The following is a 21,569-nucleotide window of genomic DNA, read 5'->3' as shown; positions in this document are numbered from 1 at the left end:
GACAGATGGATGAATTTACATTGAAAATGTCAGTCCCGGCGGAGCACATGAGGAATGTGTTCGGGGAGTACGATTCTTACATCAGAAAAATAGAAAAAGAACTTTGTGTCACGATTGTCAATCGGGACGAGGGGATCAAGATCACCGGTAAAAAGGCAAATGCTTTGCAGGCAGAAAGCGTTCTCAAAAATCTGACCGCGCTGTCCGAGCGCGGCAATCAGATCGGACAGCAAAACGTTAATTATACGTTGGAAATGAGCTACGAACAGAAGGAAGACGCGCTCCTTGGCATTGATCAGGAGACGATCTGTCACACGGTCAGCGGGAAACCCGTAAAGCCGAAAACACTCGGTCAGAAAGAATATGTGGATGCGATCAGGAGCCATATGATTACATTTGGCCTGGGGCCTGCCGGAACCGGGAAGACATACCTGGCGATGGCAATGGCGATCACAGCTTTCAAAAACGATGAAGTGGGGCGGATTATTCTTACCAGGCCGGCTATCGAAGCAGGAGAGAAGCTCGGCTTTCTGCCAGGAGATTTGCAGAGTAAGGTAGATCCCTATCTGCGGCCGTTGTACGATGCCCTGTATCAGATCATGGGCGCAGAAAGTTTTTCCAAAAATATGGAAAAGGGATTGATTGAAGTTGCACCGCTGGCTTATATGAGAGGCAGGACGCTGGACAATGCCTATATCATTCTCGATGAGGCACAGAATACGACTCCTGCACAGATGAAAATGTTTCTGACCCGAATTGGCTTTGGCTCGAAGGTGATCGTCACAGGAGATGCCTCCCAGAAAGATCTGGCTGAGGGCGTGCAGTCAGGACTGGACGTGGCTCTGCGGGTTCTGCGGAAGCTGGAAGAGATTGCATTTTGCCAGTTGACAAGTAAAGATGTCGTGCGGCATCCCCTTGTCCAGCAGATTGTCAAGGCTTACGAAACTTATGAGACAAGCCATGCGGCTGTGAAAAAGGAAGAGGTAAAAAAGAGAAGCCGCAGAAACGGTGGATATGAAAACCGAAGATAATCATAGATAGGAAGATAGCATGAAAAAACTTAACAGAAAAAAAATCTTACCGGGGATCTTCCTCATCCTGTTGTCATGCCTTTTTTCGGCGGGCGCCAGTTTTCTCTATGGGAGACCGGAAAATGAGCAGATCCGCAATACGGTCATGTTTACTGTCTGTGCGCTCTGTGTTGTCTATGGCTGGTATCATTATGATCTGGAGGACGAGTTGGACTACAACAATTCTCTTCATTTGACGAGGTTCCTCTTCTTTTTTGTGACAGGGACATTGTTTGCCTGCCTGTTGCCGCTGTTTCCTTTTTCGGTGTGGCCGGTCGTTGCACTCGCGATTGCGCTGTCTTTTTTCAGCAATGCGTTTTTGGGGCTCTTTTCTTATGGGGCGATCATAATGTTTGCGGCATTTTTGTCGGAGGCCTCTCTGAATGTATTTTTTCTCTATTTTTTGAGCGGCAGTATGGCGATCCTTCTGTTTCGCAATTTGGACGAGTCATTTCAGGTTGGCATTCCCACGATTACATCGATGTTGTTTTTCTTTGTGGCGGAGACGGCGACGATCGTTTTGTTTATCAATGAAAGACTCACATGGGAAATGTTTCTCATGCCTGTCATGAATGTCTGTCTGACCGGCCTTCTGTTTCTCTGTGTGCTCAAATATTTCAGCTTTTCTGTGATTCATCAGTACAGAAACCGTTATCTGGAGGTGAATGACCCGGAATTCGAGCTGATGGCCGAACTGAAAAAAGAAGCCAAAGACGATTATTTTCTTGCCCTGCACACCGCTTATTTCAGTGAACGGATTGCTTCCAGCATTCATGCGGATGTGGCTTTGGCAAAGGCAGGCGCCTACTATCATCGTTTTGGCAAAATTTACCGGGAAAATGGCCATCAGGAGGAGACAGAGGAAGAAATCATCCATAAAATGTGCAAAGAATATGAGTTTCCGGTTACGATCCGCGATGTGATATTGGAGTGCGCCAGCCGCCGGTGTGTATCAAAGGAAAGTACGATTGTAATGTTTGCGGATGCCATCGTCACTTCTGTCTTATTTCTGTTTGAAAAGGACCCGGACGGAAAGCCGGATTATGATCAGGTCGTAGATATGATCTTTACGAGAAAACAGCAAAACGGCAGTCTGGATACGAGCCTGATCACGGTCCACGATCTGTCTGTGATGAAGGAGATCTTTACAAGGGAGAAACTGTATTATGACTTTTTACGTTGACAATGAGACAGAGTCACAATTTTCCTTTTCTGTCCGCGAAATTGCAGAGATGGTCATAGAGGAGGCGCTGTCCGTTGAAGACTGCCCCTATGAAGTCCAGCTCAGTCTGCTTCTTACGGACAACGAAGGGATCAGACAGTATAACAGACAGTACCGGGAGATGGACAAACCTACGGATGTGCTCTCTTTTCCCAATCTTGAATTTTCCGCGCCGTCTGACTTTTCTGATCTGGAAGAGCGAGCGGCGGATTGCTTTGATATGGAGAGCGGTGAACTTTTACTTGGAGATATAATCATCTCCGCCGAAAAAGTAAAGGAACAGGCAAAGGCCTATGGGCATTCTGAAAAAAGGGAATTTGCTTTTCTTATCGCGCATAGTATGCTACACTTATGTGGATATGATCATATGGAGCCGCGGGAGGCGGCCATCATGGAACAAAGACAGAATCTTATATTGAATCTGGCTGGGATCACACGAGAGTCAGTTTGAATTACATACGGGAATAAGGAACATTATGACAGTGCGTAAGAACAGGAAAAAACAGGCGAATCTGATTGCACAGGGCGGCATTATGGCGGTGGCGTTTCTGCTTGCCAACGCCTGTATTTTGTTTCGGCGTATTCCGCTGACCGCGATACTGGGAGATCAGGGGAACAGTATCTATGCGGCTGCTTTCGGTGTTTTCTCATTTGCCTGTCTTATCGCTGCCTACGGACTGCCTATCGCAGTCTCTGCACTCTTAAAGGTAAGACTGAAGCAGGGACAGTACAAAAGTGTGGGCAAGGTGATGCGGATTGCTTTTTTGTATGCGACTGTAGTCGGAAGCGGACTTGGCGTCCTTTTATTTTTTGCCGGGACGCTGATCGCAGAATATGTGATGCTTGAGCCGCTGGCGGCGCTTCCCTTGCAGGCCCTGTCTGTGGCGGTACCGATTGCTGCATGGAACGGCGTTGTCAGAGGATTTTTCATGGGCAGTGGGGCGAGATTCCCGGTGGTCTTTTCTGTTTTGCTGGAACAGGGCGTCACATTGGGAGTGGGATTTCCGTTGTCTGAGTATCTGCGTCGATATGGGCAGAAAGTAGGAGCGCTTCTGCAAAATGAGACGGCGGCTCTGTCTTATGCCATCCTGGGGTTTGCGGGGGGCGTCGCTCTGGGGATTGCGCTGTCATTTTTATTTTTGCTGCTCGTCTACCCGCTTGCGAATGTATATTATAAAAAGAATGGAAAAGAGTTCGGACGAAGGAGTGAGGGGATGACGGTGATTCCGTTTTTTGCTTCTCTGTTTGCCGCTTTCTTGTCCGGTCTCTTTTTGTGGGGCTATGTACTGCCGCAGCAGATCGCTTTCCGGCTGCTTGTCCGGGACAGTATGAAAACGACCCTTATCTCGCAGCAGTGGGGCATGTACTATGGAAAGTACAAGTTGTTTATGGCTTTGCCGCTTGTTCTGACGATTGCCATGAGCGCTACGCTGCAGAGCAGAATCGTATCTCTGAACCGGAGAGAGCAGTATCAGCAGACGAGTGATTTTATCCAAAATGTTATGCAGGCGGTTATGATCGCCGTTCTTCCATTGTCTGTGATGATTGGAACACTGTCAGGTCCTTTGCTGGCAACGCTTTTTCCGCAGCAGAATGGTCAGGTGGCTTCGGAACTGATGCTGACAGGATGTCTGTCCGCCGTACTTTTTGCAGCTGCTTATGTGCTGACGGAGGCGCTTCGGGGGATGAAAAAGATGGCTTCGGCGCTGGCCTGCGGAGCCATGGCCTTTGCCTTTCAGATGGGTGCGCTCTATGTCATGTTGGACATCATGCAGCTCGATATTTCCGGCGTGCTCTATGCGGACTTGTTATACGCCTTTGTTCTCACGGCCCTGCTTGGGGCATCAGTGCGGAGGAGGTGCCGGTTCCGGCATGGTCTGCTGCGCAGCAATGTGCCGGCGGCGGTCGCGTCGGCCGTTATGGGTGTAGTCCTGTTTGGCCTGACAAAGGCGTTGGCGTCGGTGGTGTCTCCGCCTGTACTGCTGATTGTCGGTATCGTGCTGGGCTGTGTGGTCTATGCGGCCGTACTGCTTATGCTCCGGGGTGTAAGTGAGCGGCAGCTACGTCTTGTGCCCGGAGGAAGATGGCTCTGTATGGCAGGGAAGGCATTGCGGCTTTTATAAGTGTTTCGATTGAATAAAAATTAAAATTAAGCTGATACTATGATAAAAGGAGTCATATCATGAAATTTATCGGTAGAGTCAGCTTATTTTTCATCATCGGGCTGGTTGGCTTTGCGGCGGGCATTTATGCCAATTCCGCGTATCTTCACTGGTTTTATCCGAATACCGGGCAGGAGAGAGAGTTTCAGCTGTATACGGCGGAAACAGAGGCAGGGGATATGCAGCAGGAAAGTCTGCCCACGGACAGCCGCAGCGTTGATGTCATAACGTGTGACACGATATTGAGTATCGAAGAGCTTGATAAAAACACGGATTATACAACAGAGCATGTGGAAGAGATTCCGGGAAAGTATATTGGTATGGACAGAGAAGGTTTTGTGGATGCCATGACTTCCTATGAGCTTTCTCCACCGCTGGAAGAGCAGCAAAGGGGCCTGATCTCGGTGGAGGTACTCTCATTTTCCGGTGAGCGGGTGCTGATCCGCAAAAGCTATCAGGCGATTGAGGAGCCGGAGGAAGAGATCTTTTATCTGGTGGCAGAAAACCATTATATTACGGTCTATCAGGAAGATATGAACAATGTCTATCTGTATACGGATATTCGTGTAGAGAGTCTTCCGGAAGTGCTGCAGGAGGAGATCATTCAGAAAAAGCTGATCAGCGGACAGGGTGCGCTCTATCATTTTCTGGAGTCTTATTCCAGTTAAGCAGTTTTGCGGGGAAAGGTGTTTGAACGGATGAGAATCGGTATTATTGGCGGCGGCGCGGCCGGTATGGCAGCCGCGGTCACGGCGGCGGAGTGCGGCGCACAGGCTGTGATTCTGGAAAAAAATGACCGCATCGGCAAGAAGCTGCTTGCCACGGGGAACGGAAAGTGTAATCTCTCCAATCTGCAGTTCTCCTGTGGCTGTTATCACAGCAGTGACCCGCAGAGACTTCCGCCGATACTGGCGCAGTTTACAGTGGAGGATACGCTTGCCTTTTTTCAGCGGCTCGGTCTGATGATTAAAGAAAAAAGCGGGTATGTGTATCCGCAATGTGAGCAGGCGTCGGCAGTGCTCGATGTGCTGCGCTTTGCACTGGAATACAGAAACGTAGAGCTGGAGACAGACTGCCGGGTCGTGGGAATCGAAAAGACCGGGAAATGTTTCCTTGTACATATAGAAAGAAACGATGGACATTATGTCCGTGAATTTGATAGAATCATTTTAGCCTGCGGCAGTAAGGCGGGACTGAAAAAAGAGACGGATGAAAATGGAATGGAACTGGCGGCAGCCCTTTCTCTGAGACGGATTCCTTATACACCGGCGCTTGTGCAGCTTCGGTGCGGGGAGCCTTTTTTTAAGGCGCTTGCAGGCGTGCGGTGCCATGCGCAGGTCATGCTTGCCACAGAGGAAGGGGAGCTGGCGGAAACGGGGGAGCTGCAGCTGACGGACTACGGCATCTCAGGGATTCCCGTATTTCAGCTCAGCGGGTATGCGGTGAGGGCGTTGCGGCGTCAGAAAACGCTGCCGGCCTTTCTCGATTTTATGCCGGATACAGACGAGGAGACATGGGATAGGACACTGCTTGCTCGCAGAAAGATGCTTGAGTTCGAGAATATGGAGCAGTTTTTCACCGGTACCATACATAAAAAGATTGTCGGTGTAATCTTGAAGCTGTCAGGAATCAGGCCGCAGGATAAGGTCGGCGAGGTGCCTGCAAAGCGGCTGCTGGAGGTGGGACAGAAAATGAAGAGACTGCCGGTGACCGTGACGGGAGCCAATGGGTTTGCGCAGGCCCAGGTCTGTGCCGGAGGAATCCGTCTGACAGAGATGACAGACTGTCTGGAGACAAGAAGGCACAGGGGACTCTATGCGGCGGGAGAGATGCTGGATGTGGACGGCAGATGCGGCGGCTATAACCTGCAATGGGCGTGGACGAGTGGTGTGGTCGCAGGCAGAGCGGCGGCGGGAACCGTGAATCCGCACAGGACAGGGAGCGATAAAAATAATACGAATGATAAGAATAATAAGAACAAAAAAACAGGAATCGGGAGCAAATGATACGGATAGAACAGTTAAAACTGCCGGTTGAACATACCCGGCGGGAGCTGGAACATAAGATACGGAGACAGTTAAGACTCCGCGCGGAAGAACCGCTGGAATATGAGATCAGGAAACGTTCTCTTGACGCCAGAAGGAAACCGGAATTGTATTACAGTTATACGATCGACTGCCATGCTACGCGGGAACAGAAGCTGGTCAGGCGGGCTGGTGACAAAAGGCTCAATATAGTGGAAGAAAAGAATTACTGCTTTCCGCAGCCGGGGACGGCGCCGATGGCGAATCGTCCGGTGATCGTGGGAACGGGACCGGCGGGACTTTTCTGTGGTCTGCTGCTGGCAGAACATGGGTATCGGCCGCTTTTGCTTGAACGGGGTCAGGATGTGGATACCCGTCTGCGGGATGTCGCGCTTTTCTGGGAGAGCGGGAAGCTGAATCCGCAGTCTAACGTACAGTTTGGCGAGGGAGGCGCAGGCACATTCTCCGACGGCAAGCTGAATACACTTGTCCATGACAGGGACGGCAGGAACAGGGAAGTGCTGCGACGGTTCGTGGCAGCGGGCGCCGATCCATCGATACTGTATGAAAGCAAACCGCATATCGGTACCGATGTTCTCGCCAAAGTTGTCAAAAATATGAGGAAAGAGATCGAGGTGCTGGGCGGAAATGTCCGTTTTGGCGCGCAGGTGACAGGGATATTGACCGAATCAGGGAGATTGACCGGATTGGTTATTAACCAAAAAGAGGAGCTGCCGTGTGAAACGGCGGTGTTTGCCATCGGGCACAGTGCCAGAAATACGTTTCAAATGCTCTATGAGAGAGGGATTTCCATGGAGGCAAAAGAGTTTGCCGCAGGATTTCGGGTGGAGCACAAACAGCGCCGGATCGATCTTTCACAATACGGCAGGGAGGACCCGGCGCCGCTTTCGGCTGCCTCCTACAAATTGGCGGCAAAGGCGGCGAACGGCAGAAGTGTCTATTCCTTCTGTATGTGTCCGGGAGGCTATGTCGTCAACGCCTCTTCGGAGGCTGGCAGGCTTGCTGTCAACGGGATGAGTTACAGCGGCAGAAGCGGGGAGAATGCCAACAGCGCGATTATCGTGTCTGTGAAAAAGGACGATTTTCCGTCGGAGCATCCGCTGGCCGGTATCCAATTTCAGAGGACGCTGGAGGAAGCGGCGTACCGGGCGGGCGGCGGCGCCATACCGGTACAGAGACTGGGCGACTTTCGGGAGACATTTTGGCAGCGGAAGCAAAAGGAGCTTTCCGGGATGACTGCGGATGTCTTTGCGGGACGGACAGATAGTGTCCTTGCAGGACGGACAGGACAGGAACTGTCTGAAAATGACATAAATCCTGCAAATATGGCAGTACAAATCATGGCGGACAGAGAAATCGTCGAAACGGACGGTATGAGTCTTACGCCATGTATGAAAGGGAAATACCGGCTCTGCGATATTACGAAGATCCTGCCGCCGGAACTGACAGAGGCGTTTCTGGACGGCATGGAGCAGTTTTCTCATAAGATCGCAGGGTTTGCGGACGATGAGGTACTCGTGTCGGCCGTGGAAAGCCGGACTTCTTCGCCGGTACGAATTCTGCGGGACGAGTCATTGCAGAGCAATATAGAAGGGCTCTATCCGTGCGGGGAGGGCGCAGGCTATGCGGGCGGCATCACTTCGGCGGCCATGGACGGGGTCCGCGTGGCGGAGGCAGTGACCACAAAATACAGACCTTTTGAGGAGAAGAGAGGATGAACAAAAACGTCAGAGAACGATTGAAAGAGAAAAAGCGGATCGTGGTAAAGATCGGTTCTTCGTCGCTGCAGCACCCGGAGACCGGCGATCTCGACTATATCCGGATGGAGGTGCTGATCCGGGAACTGTGTGATCTGCGCAATCAGGGCAAAGATGTCGTGCTTGTCAGTTCGGGGGCGATCGCAGCCGGGCGCAAGGCGGTACATATCAAAGACATCAACAGTGAGTACGGAGAAAGCCATATTGCAGTCAAACAGGCGTGCGCGGCGATCGGGCAGGCGAAGCTGATGACGACGTATCAGAAAATATTTGCGGAGTATAGTCAGGTGACGGCGCAGATCCTGATGACGAAAAACACAATCGTTGATAATCTCAACCGTTACAATGCACACAATACATTTTCCGAACTGCTGAAGCTGGGGGTAATTCCCATAGTCAATGAAAATGACACGATCGCTACGTATGAGATCGAGATCGGCGATAACGATACGCTTTCGGCCGTGGTGGCGGCGCTGATCGGAGCGGATCTGCTGATCCTCTTATCGGATATTGATGGCCTGTATACGGACGATCCGCGGCAGAACAAAGACGCCAGATTCATTGATCTGGTGGAGGAGATTGACGATAACCTGATGGAGATGGGGAAGGGAAGCACGGGGAGCAGTGTGGGCACCGGCGGCATGAACACGAAGCTGATCGCTGCCAGAATCGCTACGAGCGCGGGCGCGGATATGGTCATCGCCAGCAGTGAGGATATCCGTATCATTCATCGCATAATGGACGGACGCGACTTTGGCACGTTTTTCTGTGCTCATAAAGACGAAAACTTTGACCTGCCGGATTTTGTGGCGGATTATCACAGATCGTGATGACAGTTGTAGGAAGCGGACGAACAAAAGAACAGATATGATATAGAGCAGGAACAGATATGATATAGAGCAGGAACAGATAAAAAGGGAACAGACAAAAACCGGAAAACGGACAGTGAAAGGGATAATTCTATGACATTGGAAGAAAAGATCGCACGTATCAATGCCCTTTACCATAAATCGCAGGCCGAAGGGCTGACTGAGGAAGAGCGCAGGGAACAGAAGTTATTGCGGCAGGAATATGCGGCCAACGTGAGAGCGAATCTGCGCGGACAGCTCGACAATATTTCCATTCAAAATGCCGACGGTACCGTGACGGATCTGGGAGAGACCTATGGAAACCGCAGCAAAAAAGGACATTAGAAGGGAAGTGCTTGCGCTGCGGAACGAATTGCCGCAGGCACAGCGGCATGAGAAAAGCCGGCGGATACAGGAAAGGCTGATGACTCATCCGGCTTTTTTGACAGCCGGATCTGTTTTATGTTATGTAACATATAAAAGTGAAGTGGAGACGGAATGGCTGATCAGGGAAAGCCTGTCCATGGGCAAGCGCGTCTGCTGCCCGCTCGTCACCGAAGCAGAGATGGAATTTTATGAGATTGATTCAATGGCAGAGCTGCGGGAGGGATTTCACGGCATATTGGAGCCGCCGGCGCATAGAGAGCGGCTGTATGTCCCTGACAGCGGGGATCTGGTAATCATGCCCGGCGCGGCCTTTGACAGAGCATGTCACCGTATCGGTTATGGCGGCGGCTATTATGACCGCTATCTGCAAAGAGCCGGGGAGCTGACAACAGCGGCGCTGGCATTTGCCGTCCAGGTGCGCAGGAGTATTCCGTGGGAGGCACATGACATCTGTCCGCAGACAATCGTCACGGAAAACGAAGTGATCGAGAAGAAAGGTATGGGTTTTGGATGATACGTTTATTAGAAGACTTGGGAAAAAAGGCGGTTATGGCAAAATATGAACTTCAGGTGCTTTCACAGGAGAAGAAGCGGGAAGCGCTTCTCTTGGCTGCGGAAGGTCTGGAGGCAGATATGACAGCGATCCTTGCCGCCAACGAGCTGGATATGCAGGCAGGCAGAGAACATGGGATGCACATCGGTCTGCTCGACCGTCTGCATCTGGATGAAGGGAGGATCAGGGCGATGGCGGAAGGGCTGCGGCAGATTGCCGGACTGCCGGACCCGGTCGGGAGGACACTCGATACATGGGAGCGTCCGAATGGTCTGTGTCTGAAAAAGGTGTCTGTACCGCTTGGCGTGATCGGTATCATTTATGAATCACGGCCTAATGTGACGGCGGACGCCTTTGCGCTGTGTTTTCAGGCAGGTAATGCCGTGATCTTAAAGGGCGGCAGTGATGCCATTCATTCTAATCTGGCAATTACAAAATCCCTGCGCGGTTCTCTGGAACAGGCAGGTGTGACGGCCGATGCCATCCAGTTGATTGCGGCGACTGACAGAGAAACGGCGGCTGCCTTTATGCGCTGTCATGAATATATTGACGTCCTCATCCCCCGGGGGAGCGCCGGCCTGATCCGGGCGGCTGTCGAGAACAGTACGATCCCGATCATCGAGACAGGGACCGGAAACTGCCACATCTTTATCGATGAGACTGCAAGACTGACCGAGTCGGTCAATATTGTAATCAACGCCAAAACACAGCGGATTGGCGTGTGCAACGCCTGCGAATCGCTTGTGATCCATAAGAAGATCGCCGATGCCTTCCTGCCGCTTTTACAGAAAAAGATTCAGGAAGTACATGAGGTGGAAATACGGGGCGATGAGAAAGTCTGTGATATTCTGGAACAGGCGTCTCCTGCGTCGGAGACGGATTATGCCACGGAATATCTGGATTATATTTTATCGGCGGTGACGGTGGAGAGCGTGGAGGAAGCGATCGCCCATATCAACCGTTACAGCACCCATCATTCCGATGCCATTCTCACAGAGAACCGGGAGAACGCGGAGAAGTTTACGCGGGAAGTCGATTCCGCCTGCGTCTATGTCAATGCTTCCACAAGATTCACGGACGGCTTTATGTTTGGCTTTGGCGGTGAGATCGGTATCAGCACCCAGAAGCTGCATGCGCGGGGGCCGATGGGTCTGAACGAGCTGACGACATATAAGTATGTGATCACCGGGAACGGACAGGTGAGAGAATGAAAGAAGGGAACAGTCAGGAAACATGAAATATGAATTTGACCTGGATCATATCGATTTGAATGCCGGTCCTCCTTTGGAGGAACCGGACAGACAATATTATTATATGGCGAAATGCCGTGAACTGGTCGCTGCAGAGAGCGTGCAGCGCGGCCGGCCGCTGACGGCGGCGGTCATCACCTTTGGCTGTCAGATGAATGCCAGAGATTCGGAAAAGCTGCTCGGCATCCTCGGGCAGATCGGATATGTATGTATCGAAGAGGAAGAGGCGGACTTCGTCATTTATAATACGTGCACGGTCAGAGACAATGCCAATCAGCGGGTGTATGGCAGGCTTGGTGTGATCCACGGCTATAAACGCCGTGATCCCCGGCGAAGGGTCGCGCTCTGCGGCTGCATGATGCAGGAAAATGCGGTTATCGAGAAAATCAGGAAGAGCTATTCTTTTGTTGATCTGATTTTTGGCACGCACAATCTGTACAAATTTGCCGAATTATTGTATACAAGCCTGACACAGAAAGGAATGATTGTGGATATTTGGCAGGATGCGGACAAGATCGTGGAAGAGCTGCCGAAAGAGAGAAAATATCCGTTTAAGTCCGGTATCAATATTATGTTTGGCTGCAACAATTTCTGCAGCTATTGTATCGTCCCTTATGTGAGGGGGCGGGAGCGCAGCCGACAGCCGCAGGAGATCCTCCGTGAGATCGAGAAGCTGGCGGCGGACGGTGTGTCGGAAATCATGCTGCTTGGCCAGAATGTAAATTCGTATGGGAAGAATCTGGATGAACCGTTATCATTTGCACAGCTGTTACAGGAAGTGGAGCAGATAGACGGCATCCGCCGGATTCGGTTTATGACTTCCCATCCGAAAGATTTATCCGACGAACTGATACAGGTAATGAAAGATTCGCACAAAATCTGCCGGCATCTGCATCTGCCGCTGCAGTCCGGTTCCACGAAAATTTTGCGTGCCATGAACAGACGGTATACAAAAGAGCAATATTTGCAGCTGGCAGAAAAGATCAGGCGGGAAATCCCGGACATTTCCATCACAACGGATATTATCGTCGGGTTCCCGGGAGAGACAGCGGAGGATGTGGAAGAGACGATTGATGTCGTGAAGAAAGTCGGCTTTGACAATGCCTTTACCTTTATCTATTCTAAACGGACAGGCACGCCTGCTGCCGCGATGGAAGATCAGGTACCGGAAGAAGTGGTCAGAGAAGGCTTTGACCGGCTGCTGCAGACCGTGCAGGATATGGCAAAGCAGCGGGCGGCACTGCTCGCCGGGAGATGTGAGGAAGTGCTTGTGGAAGAAGTCAATGAGCACGACGGGACACTGATGACCGGCAGAATGTCCAACAATATGCTTGTCCACTTTCCGGGCACAAGCGAGCTGATCGGACAGTATGTGACAGTCAGTCTCGATGAGTGCAGGGGCTTTTATTACATAGGAAAAATGACAGGAGACAAAGGAACATGGCAGAATTAACGCCGATGATGCAGCAATATATCGAGACAAAGCAGCAATACCAGGACTGTATTTTACTGTACAGGCTGGGAGATTTTTACGAGATGTTCTACGACGATGCCCTCACCGCCTCCAAGGCGCTGGACATTACACTGACGGGAAAAAGCTGCGGGCAGGAGGAGAAGGCGCCGATGTGCGGCGTTCCCTACCATGCGGTGGAGGGATACCTGAATAAACTGGTATCTTTAGGCTATAAGGTCGCTATCTGTGAACAGGTGGAAGATCCAAAACAGACACGGGGAATTGTCAGGCGGGAAGTCGTGCGTATCGTTACGCCAGGGACGAATCTCAATATGCAGGCGCTGGAGGACGGCAAGAACAATTATCTGATGAGCATTGTCTGGTCTGACGGAGCAGTCGGACTGTCGATTGCCGATGTGACGACCGGAGATTATTTCGTAACGGAAGTCGAGGACGGTAAAAAGCTCGTCGATGAGATTAATAAATATATGCCGTCGGAGATCATCTGCAATGATGCGTTTCTCGTGAGCGGGATTGATGTGGAGGACCTCAAAGACAGACTTGGCATTACGATTTACGCGCTGGATCATGTTTGCTTTGATGAGGTCAACTGTGTCAAATGTCTGCAAAAGCATTTTCATGTCAGTTCCATGGACGGGCTTGGCATCAAAGATTTTCCAAACGGCGTCATTGCCGCCGGCAGCCTGCTGCAGTACCTGTACGAGAATCAAAAGACATCCCTTGCTCATTTTACTCATCTGACGCCTTATCTGACGAGCCGCTATATGCTGCTTGACAGCTCGACGAGACGGAATCTGGAGCTGACGGAGACATTGCGGGAAAAGCAGAAGAAAGGCTCGCTCCTGTGGGTGCTCGATAAGACAAAGACCGCCATGGGCGCGAGAATGATGCGTTCCTGGCTGGAGCAGCCGCTCGTCAGTAAGACGGAGATTGAGAAACGTCTGGACGGAGTGGAAGAGCTGTGCGGCGATGCCCTGCTGCGGGATGAGATCAGAGAGTATCTAAGCCCGGTCTATGATCTGGAACGGCTTCTCGGGAAAGTCAGCTACCGGACCGCTAATCCGAGAGACTTTCTCGCTTTGCAGACATCGTTGTCGATGCTGCCTCATATTAAGACGGTATTGCAGGATGTGCGGACGCCGGCGCTGCGGGAGATCGAGACACAGATTGATGACCTCGGGGACATCTGTGATCTGATCGGCAGAGCCATCGTTGAGGAACCGCCGATCGCCATCCGGGAGGGAGGCATGATCCGGGAGGGATTCGATACGGATATTGATGCCCTGCGTCATGCCAAGACCGAAGGTAAGACATGGCTCACCCAGTTGGAAGAGGCAGACCGGGAGCGTACCGGCATTAAAAACCTGCGCATTAAATATAACAAAATATTTGGTTATTATTTTGAAGTGACCAATTCCTATCTGAATCTGGTTCCCGAAGACTATGTTCGCAGGCAGACGCTTGCCAATGCGGAGCGTTACACGACGCCCCGGCTCAAAGAGCTGGAAGATATGATATTGAATGCAGAGGATAAACTCTGTGCATTGGAATATGACGCATTCTGCCGCATCAGAGAGACGATCGCCGGTCAGATCGAGCGTATTCAGCAGACAGCCAAGGCGGTTGCCAGACTGGATGTGTTTGCGTCGTTCTCCCTGACTGCGGAGCGCAGCCGTTATGTGCGGCCGAAGCTGAACGAAAAGGGTGTGATCGACATCAAAGAGGGACGCCACCCGGTTGTCGAACAGATGATCCAGAATGATATGTTCATTGCCAATGACACCTATCTCGATAATGACCACAGTTGTATTTCCATTATAACCGGACCGAATATGGCGGGAAAATCGACATATATGCGTCAGAGCGCCCTGATCGTGCTTATGGCCCAGATCGGGTCTTTTGTCCCGGCGAGACAGGCGGATATTGGCATTGTGGACCGCATCTTTACGAGAGTCGGCGCCTCCGATGATCTGGCGAGCGGACAGAGTACCTTTATGGTGGAGATGAATGAAGTTGCCAATATCCTGCGCAATGCCACTGCAAACAGCCTGCTCATTCTGGATGAGATCGGCAGGGGGACATCCACTTTTGACGGACTGTCGATTGCCTGGGCTGTGATCGAGCATATCAGTGACCGGAAACTGCTCGGCGCTAAGACGTTGTTTGCCACCCATTACCATGAACTGACAGAGCTGGAAGGGAAAATGAATAATGTCAATAACTACTGTATCGCCGTCAGGGAAAAAGGGGATGATATAGTCTTTTTGCGAAAGATTGTCAAAGGGGGCGCAGATAAAAGCTATGGCATTCAGGTAGCCCGTCTGGCGGGCGTTCCCGATGTGGTCATCGAGCGGGCGAAGGAGATCGTCGAACAGCTCAGCGACAACGATATTACGGAAAAGGTACAGATGATCGCGGCGGGCAGCACAGAGGAAAAGAAAGAGAAGAAAAAAGTTACCCGCTATGATGAACTGGATATGACGCAGATGTCACTTTTTGACGCGGTACCGGATGAGGCCGTACTGCATGAGCTGGAAGAGCTTGACATTACAAATCTGACACCGCTTGAGGCGCTGAACACGCTGCATAGACTGCAAAGCCGGCTGAAAAACAGATGGCACGGATAAAAACGGAGGAAAAAGATGGAGATTCGGATTCTGGATGAGGGCACGATAGACAAGATCGCGGCGGGGGAAGTGGTGGACAGACCTGCAAGCGTCGTCAAAGAACTCGTGGAAAATGCCATGGACAGCGGCGCAGATGCGATCACGGTGGAGATCAGCGACGGAGGGCTGAGGCTGATCCGGGTGACGGACAACGGCGGGGGCATTGAAAAGGAGCAGGTGGCCAGGGCGTTTATCCGCCATGCCACAAGTAAGATCCGCTGTGCGGATGATCTGTTGCGGCTTTCCAGTCTCGGTTTTCGCGGGGAGGCGCTGTCCAGTATCAGTGCGGTCGCACAGGTGGAGCTTGTGACGAAAGCGCGCGAAGAGATGACAGGAGTCCGCTATGTGATCGAGGGCGGCGTGGAAAAAGAGTGGGAAGAAATCGGTGCACCGGAGGGGACGACAGTCCTTGTGCGGAATCTTTTTTATAATGTGCCCGCCCGCAGGAAGTTTCTGAAGACGCCCCAGTCCGAGGGCGGCGCGATCTCCGATCTGATGGAACATCTCGCCCTCTCTCATCCGCAGATTTCCTTTAAATATGTCCTGAACAGACAGGTTCGGTTCCATACATCGGGCAACGGTAACTTAAAAGAGATTATTTACCGTATCTACGGCAGGGACATCGCCGGTGAACTCGTGTGGCTGGAAAAAGAGGAAACGGGATATGGACTTTCCGGTTTTCTCGGTACGCCGGTGATCGGGCGGGCTAACCGCAACTTTGAAAACTATTTTATCAACGGCAGATTTGTAAAGAGTCCCGTTATCGCGCAGGCGGCGGAAGAAGCCTACCGGTCGCATCTGATGCAGCATAAGTATCCTTTTTTTGTACTTCATCTGTCACTGTCACCGGATGCCCTTGATGTGAATGTCCATCCGTCCAAGATGGAAGTGCGGTTTCATGAACAGCGTATCTTGTCAGACTTTATTTATCGGGCCATCCACGACACACTCACGGAACATGAGATGTTAAGGGCGGTGACCTTTGCGGAACCTTCCGCAAAAGAAGGGGACAGGAAGGGGAAGGCGCCTGCGGAACCGGTGCCGGAACCGTTTGAAAGGCAGGCGAGAGCGCAGCAGAGACAGCGCGAAGCGGTACAGGAGGAAGCGGCCCGGCAGATGGAGGGCGCCGCACGGGCAGGTGTCAATCAGGTGGAAGAGAAGGCAGCCGGGCGGCCGCCGCAGGAAGAGGGGATGTCATCGAGACTGAAGGAAGAGACGATCTGTCCTCGTATGCTTGGCAGAAATCCGGGCGTAGACAGACGGGATCATGAAAAACTGCATGGCAATATCATCAAAAAAGAGGATCATATTCTTGTGGAGAGACCGATGCAGCTGAATCTCTTTGAAGAAAGGCTGGTCTCACCTCAGTTTCGGGAGGAATATGAGATCCTGGGCCAGGTATTTGGCACTTACTGGCTTGTCGGCTTTCGGGATAAATTACTGTTTATCGATCAACATGCCGCACACGAAAAAGTGAAGTACGAACGGCTGTGTCAGAAAATACGGGAACGCAGCGTTCTCTCGCAGCAGGTTGATCCGCCGGTCATTGTCACATTCAGCGGGAAGGAAGAGGCGGTCTACAGACAGTATGAGACATATTTTCAGGAGATCGGTTTTGAGATCGAGCCATTTGGAGGCAGCGAGTATGCCGTCCGGGCTGTGCCCGTCGATCTGTTCGGACGCCATGCCAGAGAACTTATGTCAGAAGTGCTGGACGAACTGTCAGAGGGGCCGGTCCGCGGCGAACCGGATGTGATTGCGGGCAAGCTGGCTTCCATGGCCTGCAAGGCAGCCGTAAAAGGGAATCATAAGATGAGCGTGGAGGAGGCCAGGGCATTGATCGACGAACTGCTGACGCTGGACAATCCCTATCATTGTCCTCATGGTCGTCCTACGGTCGTCGTCATGAGCAGATATGAGCTGGAAAAGAAATTCAGCAGGATCGTATAAGGAGCAAAAAGGGAAAAAGGAGTTACAGATGGAAGTGGAAAAGACGCCGCTGGTAATTGTGACAGGGCCGACTGCAGTCGGAAAGACGAACCTTTCGGTTGCGTTTGCGAAGCAGATGGGCGGGGAGATCATATCTGCGGATTCCATGCAGGTCTATCGGCATATGAATATCGGCTCCGCCAAAATACGTCCGCAGGAGACGAAAGGGGTGCCGCATCATCTGATCGATCTCATAGAACCGACGCAGGCCTTTAACATCACATTGTTCCAGAAATATGCCAGAGAGTATATCGGGGAGATCCGGGGCCGCGGGCATCTGCCGGTCCTTGCAGGGGGTACGGGGTTTTATATCCAGTCGGTACTGTATGATATTGACTTTACGCAGGAGGCGGACGATGGTGCCTGCCGGCAGGAGCTGGAAGCTCTCTGCGAGGAAAGAGGGGGCGAATGGCTTCATACGCTGCTCGCGCAGGCAGACCCGGAGGCAGCGCGGCAGATTCACCCGCACAATCGCAAGCGCGTGATTCGGGCGCTGGAATATTACCGGCTGACCGGGCAGCGCATTTCGGAGCACAACGAACAGCAGCGGGAAAAGAAGAGCCGCTTCCGTTTCTGCTATTTTGTGCTGAATGATGACCGGAGGAAACTCTATGAGAAGATTGACCGGCGTGTCGATCAGATGATGGCGGACGGACTTGTGGAAGAGGTGCGGGAGCTGCGCCGGATGGGTTGTCTGCGGGATATGACATCGATGCAGGGACTTGGATATAAGGAGATTTTTGACTATTTAGACGGGCGGACGACATTGGAAGAGGCAGTCTATCTGATCAAGAGGGATACGAGACATTTTGCCAAACGTCAGCTCACATGGTTCCGGCGGGAGAAGGATGTGATCTGGGTGGAGAAGGAACGGTTTGGCGGCGATGAGGAAAAGATCCTGGCATATATGCGGGAGAAGATGAGAGAGAAAGGAATCGGGGAGATCATATGAGAGAGCGGACAGACAACATGACAGAGGATCGTCTGCGGCAGCAGTACGCAGACATGGGCATTTCCAGGGAAGTGTATACCTTCGGAGAGACAGTTCTGGCGGACTTGAAAGACCGCTTTGCACAGATAGACAAAACTGCAGAGTGGAATCAGCTGAAAGTGCTGAAGGCGATGCAGGATAACAGAGTGAGTGAAGCCTGTCTGTATGGGACGACCGGATATGGTTATAATGATCTTGGCAGAGATACGCTGGAGCGCGTCTATGCCTCGCTGTTTCATACGGAGGATGCGCTTGTGAGGCCACAGATCACCTGCGGCACCCATGCGCTTGCCCTTGCGCTTATGAGCAATCTGCGGCCCGGCGACGAACTGCTCTCCCCGGTGGGGAAGCCGTATGATACGCTGGAAGAAGTGATCGGCATTAGGCCGTCCAAAGGTTCATTGAGAGAATACGGCATTACTTACCGGCAGGTTGATCTTCTGCCGGACGGCAGCTTTGATTATGATGGAATCGAAAAGGCACTGAACGGGAAAACCCGTCTGGTGACGATCCAGCGCTCGAAGGGGTATCAGACAAGGCCGACGCTGTCTGTGGCGCGTATCGGGGAACTGATCGCGTTTCTCAAAGAGAGAAAACCGGATGTCATCTGCATGGTGGACAACTGTTACGGAGAATTTACGGAGGAGACAGAGCCCACCGATGTCGGCGCGGATCTGGTCGTCGGTTCGCTGATCAAAAATCCGGGCGGCGGTCTTGCGCCGACAGGCGGGTATCTGGCCGGGAAAAGGGAGTGTATCGAGAATGCGGCTTATCGGCTGACGTCCCCGGGGCTTGGCCGGGAAGTGGGCGCATCTCTGGCGGCGCTGCCGGCCATGTATCAGGGACTGTTTCTGGCGCCCAATGTGACTGCAAGCGCGCTCAAAGGCGCCATTTTTGCCGCAAACATATACGAACGGCTGGGGTTTGCCGTCGTGCCGGATGGCTCTGAGCCGCGGCATGACATCATTCAGGCCGTGACTTTCGGCAATCCGGAGTCTGTCATTGCCTTCTGTCAGGGGATTCAGGCGGCGGCGCCCGTAGACGGATTTGTCGTGCCACAGCCGTGGGATATGCCGGGCTATGACAGTCAGGTCATCATGGCAGCAGGCGCCTTTGTGTCCGGCTCCTCCATCGAACTGTCCGCGGACGGACCGATCCGGCCGCCGTACGCCGTCTATTTTCAGGGAGGTCTCACATGGCAGCACGCGAAGTTCGGCATTTTGAAAACGTTGCAGATTTTAGTCGAAAAAGAGTTGGTAAAAGGGCTTTTTTCATAAAAATCATCGAAAAATTTTCGGGAAATTTTATATACATAAAATGGGAATTGTGGTAATATTAACAACGTACAACCATGATCAGTATGACTGTATATTGCTTTTTTATAATAAATAACAGGGGCCTGTCTGTATAGAATCAGAAAACAGATGCAGGATAAAAAGAAAGAAAAAAAGACCGTCCACAGAGACGGTCCCTACGAAAAATATCTGGAAGCGGGAGCGGAGCAGCTTACGGATGCGGAGCTTCTCGCCGTGGTCCTCCGCACAGGTACGGTCGGGGAGGATACGGTGTCAATCGCTAACAAAGTGCTCTCCATTCAGGGAGAGCGGGAAAGAGGCATTCTGGGGCTTCACCATGTCTCTCTGAAAGAATTGACAAGTATACGCGGAATCGGTCAGGTTAAGGCTATCAAACTGAAATGTATCGCCGAGCTGTCTTCGCGGATCGCACAGAAGACGGCCAGAGAATCCCTGCGGATGACAAGTCCGGAGACTGTGGCGGATTATTACATGGAACGTATGCGGCACTCTGAGAGAGAAAAAGTCATGCTGCTGATGATGGATAACCGCAATCGCCTGATCGGGGAACATATTTTGTCAGAAGGCACAGTAAACGCTTCTCTGGTCTCCTGCCGGGAGATCTTTCTCACGGCTCTGCGGCATGGCGCAGTCTATATTATGCTGCTGCACAATCATCCGGGCGGGGACCCGACACCCGGCAAACAGGATAGGATAGCGACGCAGCGCATCAAAAACGCTTCGGAATTGATTGAAATCCCTCTGATCGACCATATTATTATTGGAGATAAAAAATTTTACAGTTTTAAAGAAATGGGTTACTTATAGAAGAAAGGGGAAGTTGAATTGGCAAACAGTGCATTTGGTATCGATCTCGGTACCAACAACATCAAAATCTACAGCAGGGCGGACGACAGTATTATGGTCGAGAAAAATATGATCGCCATCGAAAATAAAAATACGTTATTTGCTTACGGAAATTCCGCATTTGAAATGTATGAAAAGGCGCCGGGAAATATCCATATTTCCTATCCGCTCTGTAACGGTGTTATCGCCGATATTAAAAATATGGAGACGCTCGTCCGGTTTTTTATCGGAGGTCTGATGAAGGGCGGTATCAAATCCGCAGACTATTATGTGGCGGTACCTACCGACATCACCGAGGTGGAGAAGAGAGCGTTCTATGATCTGATCCGGGATGCCAATGTGAAGGCGAAAAAGATTATGGTCGTGGAAAAGGCGATTGCCGACGGACTTGGCATGGACATCGATGTCAAAAATGCGCAGGGCGTACTGCTCGTCAACGTTGGATACGATACGACGGAGATTTCCATTTTGTCGCTCGGCGGCATTGTGCTCAGTCATCTGATCAATGTCGGTGGCAAGAAATTTGACGAATCAATCCGTTCTGCGGTCAGAAAAGAGTTCAGTCTGATCATCGGCGGCAAGACATCGGAAAATGTGAAAATTTCTCTGTGTGATCTGGAGAAGGCCGGTAAAGGCGCTGTTGTCTATGGCAGAGATATTGTCACCGGGCTTCCCGTGGAGAGAGAGATTCCCACGGCGCTTGTGGACGAAGCGCTTCAGGAGCATTTCAGTACGATCATTGATAACATTAAAGTCATCCTCGAGAGGACGCCACCCGAACTGGCGGCCGATATTTACCGCCATGGCGTCTATCTGACCGGCGGCGCTTCTCAGGTCAACCATCTGAGCGAGCTGATCAGCAAGGGCACCGGGCTGCAGGTAAATATGGCGGAACAGCCGATTGCCAGTGTGGCCATCGGTCTGTCGCGCATTATCAAGGATGATAACTATAAATCAGTGGCTTATGCAATCGAAGGAATGGGAAAATAACAG

18 protein-coding genes are annotated in these 21,569 nt (G+C 51.6%); all 18 read left to right on the top strand.

Going from position 1 to position 21,569, the window contains the following annotated elements; translation table 11 throughout:
* Positions 1-5 precede the first annotated feature (5 nt).
* The 18 genes from V1224_08840 (at position 6) to V1224_08755 (ending at position 21,566) form a co-directional block, all read left to right on the top strand.
* Complete coding sequence (locus V1224_08840) at positions 6-1,031, top strand: PhoH family protein (GenBank protein ID WWR14614.1); 1,026 nt, start codon at positions 6-8, stop codon at positions 1,029-1,031.
* A gap of 19 nt (positions 1,032-1,050) precedes the next feature.
* The gene (locus V1224_08835; GenBank protein WWR14613.1) at positions 1,051-2,253 is read left to right on the top strand and encodes a hypothetical protein; all 1,203 of its coding nucleotides are present in this window, start codon (positions 1,051-1,053) and stop codon (positions 2,251-2,253) included.
* Positions 2,237-2,743 (top strand): rRNA maturation RNase YbeY, encoded by a 507-nt coding sequence (gene ybeY / locus V1224_08830; GenBank protein WWR14612.1) that lies wholly within the window; start codon positions 2,237-2,239, stop codon positions 2,741-2,743. The genes V1224_08835 and ybeY overlap by 17 nt, the downstream gene beginning before the upstream one ends.
* Before the next feature lie 25 nt (positions 2,744-2,768).
* Positions 2,769-4,415 carry a polysaccharide biosynthesis C-terminal domain-containing protein gene (locus V1224_08825; GenBank protein WWR14611.1) on the top strand — a complete coding sequence of 549 codons (1,647 nt, stop codon included), beginning with the start codon at positions 2,769-2,771 and terminating at the stop codon, positions 4,413-4,415.
* Positions 4,416-4,474: 59 nt separating this feature from the next.
* Entirely contained in the window at positions 4,475-5,122 is a 648-nt protein-coding gene (locus V1224_08820) for a hypothetical protein (GenBank protein WWR14610.1), read from the top strand.
* A gap of 30 nt (positions 5,123-5,152) precedes the next feature.
* On the top strand, positions 5,153-6,460 hold the full coding sequence (locus V1224_08815; GenBank protein WWR14609.1) for an aminoacetone oxidase family FAD-binding enzyme: 1,308 nt from the start codon (positions 5,153-5,155) through the stop codon (positions 6,458-6,460).
* Complete coding sequence (locus tag V1224_08810; protein ID WWR14608.1) at positions 6,457-8,217, top strand: NAD(P)-binding protein; 1,761 nt, start codon at positions 6,457-6,459, stop codon at positions 8,215-8,217. The genes V1224_08815 and V1224_08810 overlap by 4 nt, the downstream gene beginning before the upstream one ends.
* The gene (gene proB / locus V1224_08805) at positions 8,214-9,086 is read left to right on the top strand and encodes a glutamate 5-kinase (protein WWR14607.1); all 873 of its coding nucleotides are present in this window, start codon (positions 8,214-8,216) and stop codon (positions 9,084-9,086) included. Before V1224_08810 ends, proB begins: the two co-directional genes overlap by 4 nt.
* Positions 9,087-9,218: 132 nt before the next feature.
* Complete coding sequence (locus tag V1224_08800; GenBank protein ID WWR14606.1) at positions 9,219-9,449, top strand: DUF896 domain-containing protein; 231 nt, start codon at positions 9,219-9,221, stop codon at positions 9,447-9,449.
* A complete protein-coding gene (locus V1224_08795; GenBank protein ID WWR14605.1) occupies positions 9,421-10,005 on the top strand; it encodes a 5-formyltetrahydrofolate cyclo-ligase in 585 nt (194 codons plus the stop codon). Before V1224_08800 ends, V1224_08795 begins: the two co-directional genes overlap by 29 nt.
* Complete coding sequence (locus V1224_08790; GenBank protein WWR14604.1) at positions 10,002-11,255, top strand: glutamate-5-semialdehyde dehydrogenase; 1,254 nt, start codon at positions 10,002-10,004, stop codon at positions 11,253-11,255. The genes V1224_08795 and V1224_08790 overlap by 4 nt, the downstream gene beginning before the upstream one ends.
* A 22-nt stretch (positions 11,256-11,277) precedes the next feature.
* Positions 11,278-12,747, top strand: coding sequence for a tRNA (N6-isopentenyl adenosine(37)-C2)-methylthiotransferase MiaB (gene miaB, locus V1224_08785; protein ID WWR14603.1), 1,470 nt, complete (start codon positions 11,278-11,280; stop codon positions 12,745-12,747).
* Entirely contained in the window at positions 12,735-15,395 is a 2,661-nt protein-coding gene (gene mutS, locus V1224_08780; GenBank protein ID WWR14602.1) for a DNA mismatch repair protein MutS, read from the top strand. Before miaB ends, mutS begins: the two co-directional genes overlap by 13 nt.
* A gap of 15 nt (positions 15,396-15,410) precedes the next feature.
* Positions 15,411-17,384, top strand: a complete 1,974-nt coding sequence (mutL, locus tag V1224_08775; GenBank protein ID WWR14601.1) for a DNA mismatch repair endonuclease MutL — start codon at positions 15,411-15,413, stop codon at positions 17,382-17,384.
* Between the two features lie 28 nt (positions 17,385-17,412).
* On the top strand, positions 17,413-18,375 hold the full coding sequence (gene miaA / locus V1224_08770; GenBank protein WWR14600.1) for a tRNA (adenosine(37)-N6)-dimethylallyltransferase MiaA: 963 nt from the start codon (positions 17,413-17,415) through the stop codon (positions 18,373-18,375).
* Entirely contained in the window at positions 18,372-19,691 is a 1,320-nt protein-coding gene (locus V1224_08765; protein WWR14599.1) for a methionine gamma-lyase family protein, read from the top strand. The genes miaA and V1224_08765 overlap by 4 nt, the downstream gene beginning before the upstream one ends.
* 147 nt (positions 19,692-19,838) lie before the next feature.
* Complete coding sequence (gene radC / locus V1224_08760; GenBank protein ID WWR14598.1) at positions 19,839-20,537, top strand: DNA repair protein RadC; 699 nt, start codon at positions 19,839-19,841, stop codon at positions 20,535-20,537.
* Between the two features lie 18 nt (positions 20,538-20,555).
* Entirely contained in the window at positions 20,556-21,566 is a 1,011-nt protein-coding gene (locus V1224_08755; protein WWR14597.1) for a rod shape-determining protein, read from the top strand.
* The last annotated feature ends 3 nt before the right edge of the window (positions 21,567-21,569 follow it).

The organism is Lachnospiraceae bacterium JLR.KK008, from assembly GCA_037015955.1.
In the GTDB taxonomy this organism is placed as follows: Bacteria; Bacillota; Clostridia; order Lachnospirales; family Lachnospiraceae; genus VSOB01.
The sequence above is the reverse complement of the archived record's forward strand: the minus strand, read 5'-3'. Positions and strand labels throughout refer to the sequence as shown.

Excerpts from the sequence above, each read along its gene's own strand:
- V1224_08835 (WWR14613.1), top strand. The coding sequence starts at position 1,051 with ATGAAAAAACTTAACAGAAAAAAAATCTTACCGGGGATCTTCCTCATC.
- V1224_08840 (WWR14614.1), top strand. The coding sequence starts at position 6 with ATGGATGAATTTACATTGAAAATGTCAGTCCCGGCGGAGCACATGAGG.
- radC (WWR14598.1), top strand. The coding sequence starts at position 19,839 with ATGCAGGATAAAAAGAAAGAAAAAAAGACCGTCCACAGAGACGGTCCC.
- V1224_08815 (WWR14609.1), top strand. The coding sequence starts at position 5,153 with ATGAGAATCGGTATTATTGGCGGCGGCGCGGCCGGTATGGCAGCCGCG.
- V1224_08825 (WWR14611.1), top strand. The coding sequence starts at position 2,769 with ATGACAGTGCGTAAGAACAGGAAAAAACAGGCGAATCTGATTGCACAG.
- miaA (WWR14600.1), top strand. The coding sequence starts at position 17,413 with ATGGAAGTGGAAAAGACGCCGCTGGTAATTGTGACAGGGCCGACTGCA.
- miaB (WWR14603.1), top strand. The coding sequence starts at position 11,278 with ATGAAATATGAATTTGACCTGGATCATATCGATTTGAATGCCGGTCCT.
- mutL (WWR14601.1), top strand. The coding sequence starts at position 15,411 with ATGGAGATTCGGATTCTGGATGAGGGCACGATAGACAAGATCGCGGCG.
- ybeY (WWR14612.1), top strand. The coding sequence starts at position 2,237 with ATGACTTTTTACGTTGACAATGAGACAGAGTCACAATTTTCCTTTTCT.
- proB (WWR14607.1), top strand. The coding sequence starts at position 8,214 with ATGAACAAAAACGTCAGAGAACGATTGAAAGAGAAAAAGCGGATCGTG.
- V1224_08795 (WWR14605.1), top strand. The coding sequence starts at position 9,421 with ATGGAAACCGCAGCAAAAAAGGACATTAGAAGGGAAGTGCTTGCGCTG.
- V1224_08800 (WWR14606.1), top strand. The coding sequence starts at position 9,219 with ATGACATTGGAAGAAAAGATCGCACGTATCAATGCCCTTTACCATAAA.
- mutS (WWR14602.1), top strand. The coding sequence starts at position 12,735 with ATGGCAGAATTAACGCCGATGATGCAGCAATATATCGAGACAAAGCAG.
- V1224_08790 (WWR14604.1), top strand. The coding sequence starts at position 10,002 with ATGATACGTTTATTAGAAGACTTGGGAAAAAAGGCGGTTATGGCAAAA.
- V1224_08765 (WWR14599.1), top strand. The coding sequence starts at position 18,372 with ATGAGAGAGCGGACAGACAACATGACAGAGGATCGTCTGCGGCAGCAG.
- V1224_08820 (WWR14610.1), top strand. The coding sequence starts at position 4,475 with ATGAAATTTATCGGTAGAGTCAGCTTATTTTTCATCATCGGGCTGGTT.
- V1224_08810 (WWR14608.1), top strand. The coding sequence starts at position 6,457 with ATGATACGGATAGAACAGTTAAAACTGCCGGTTGAACATACCCGGCGG.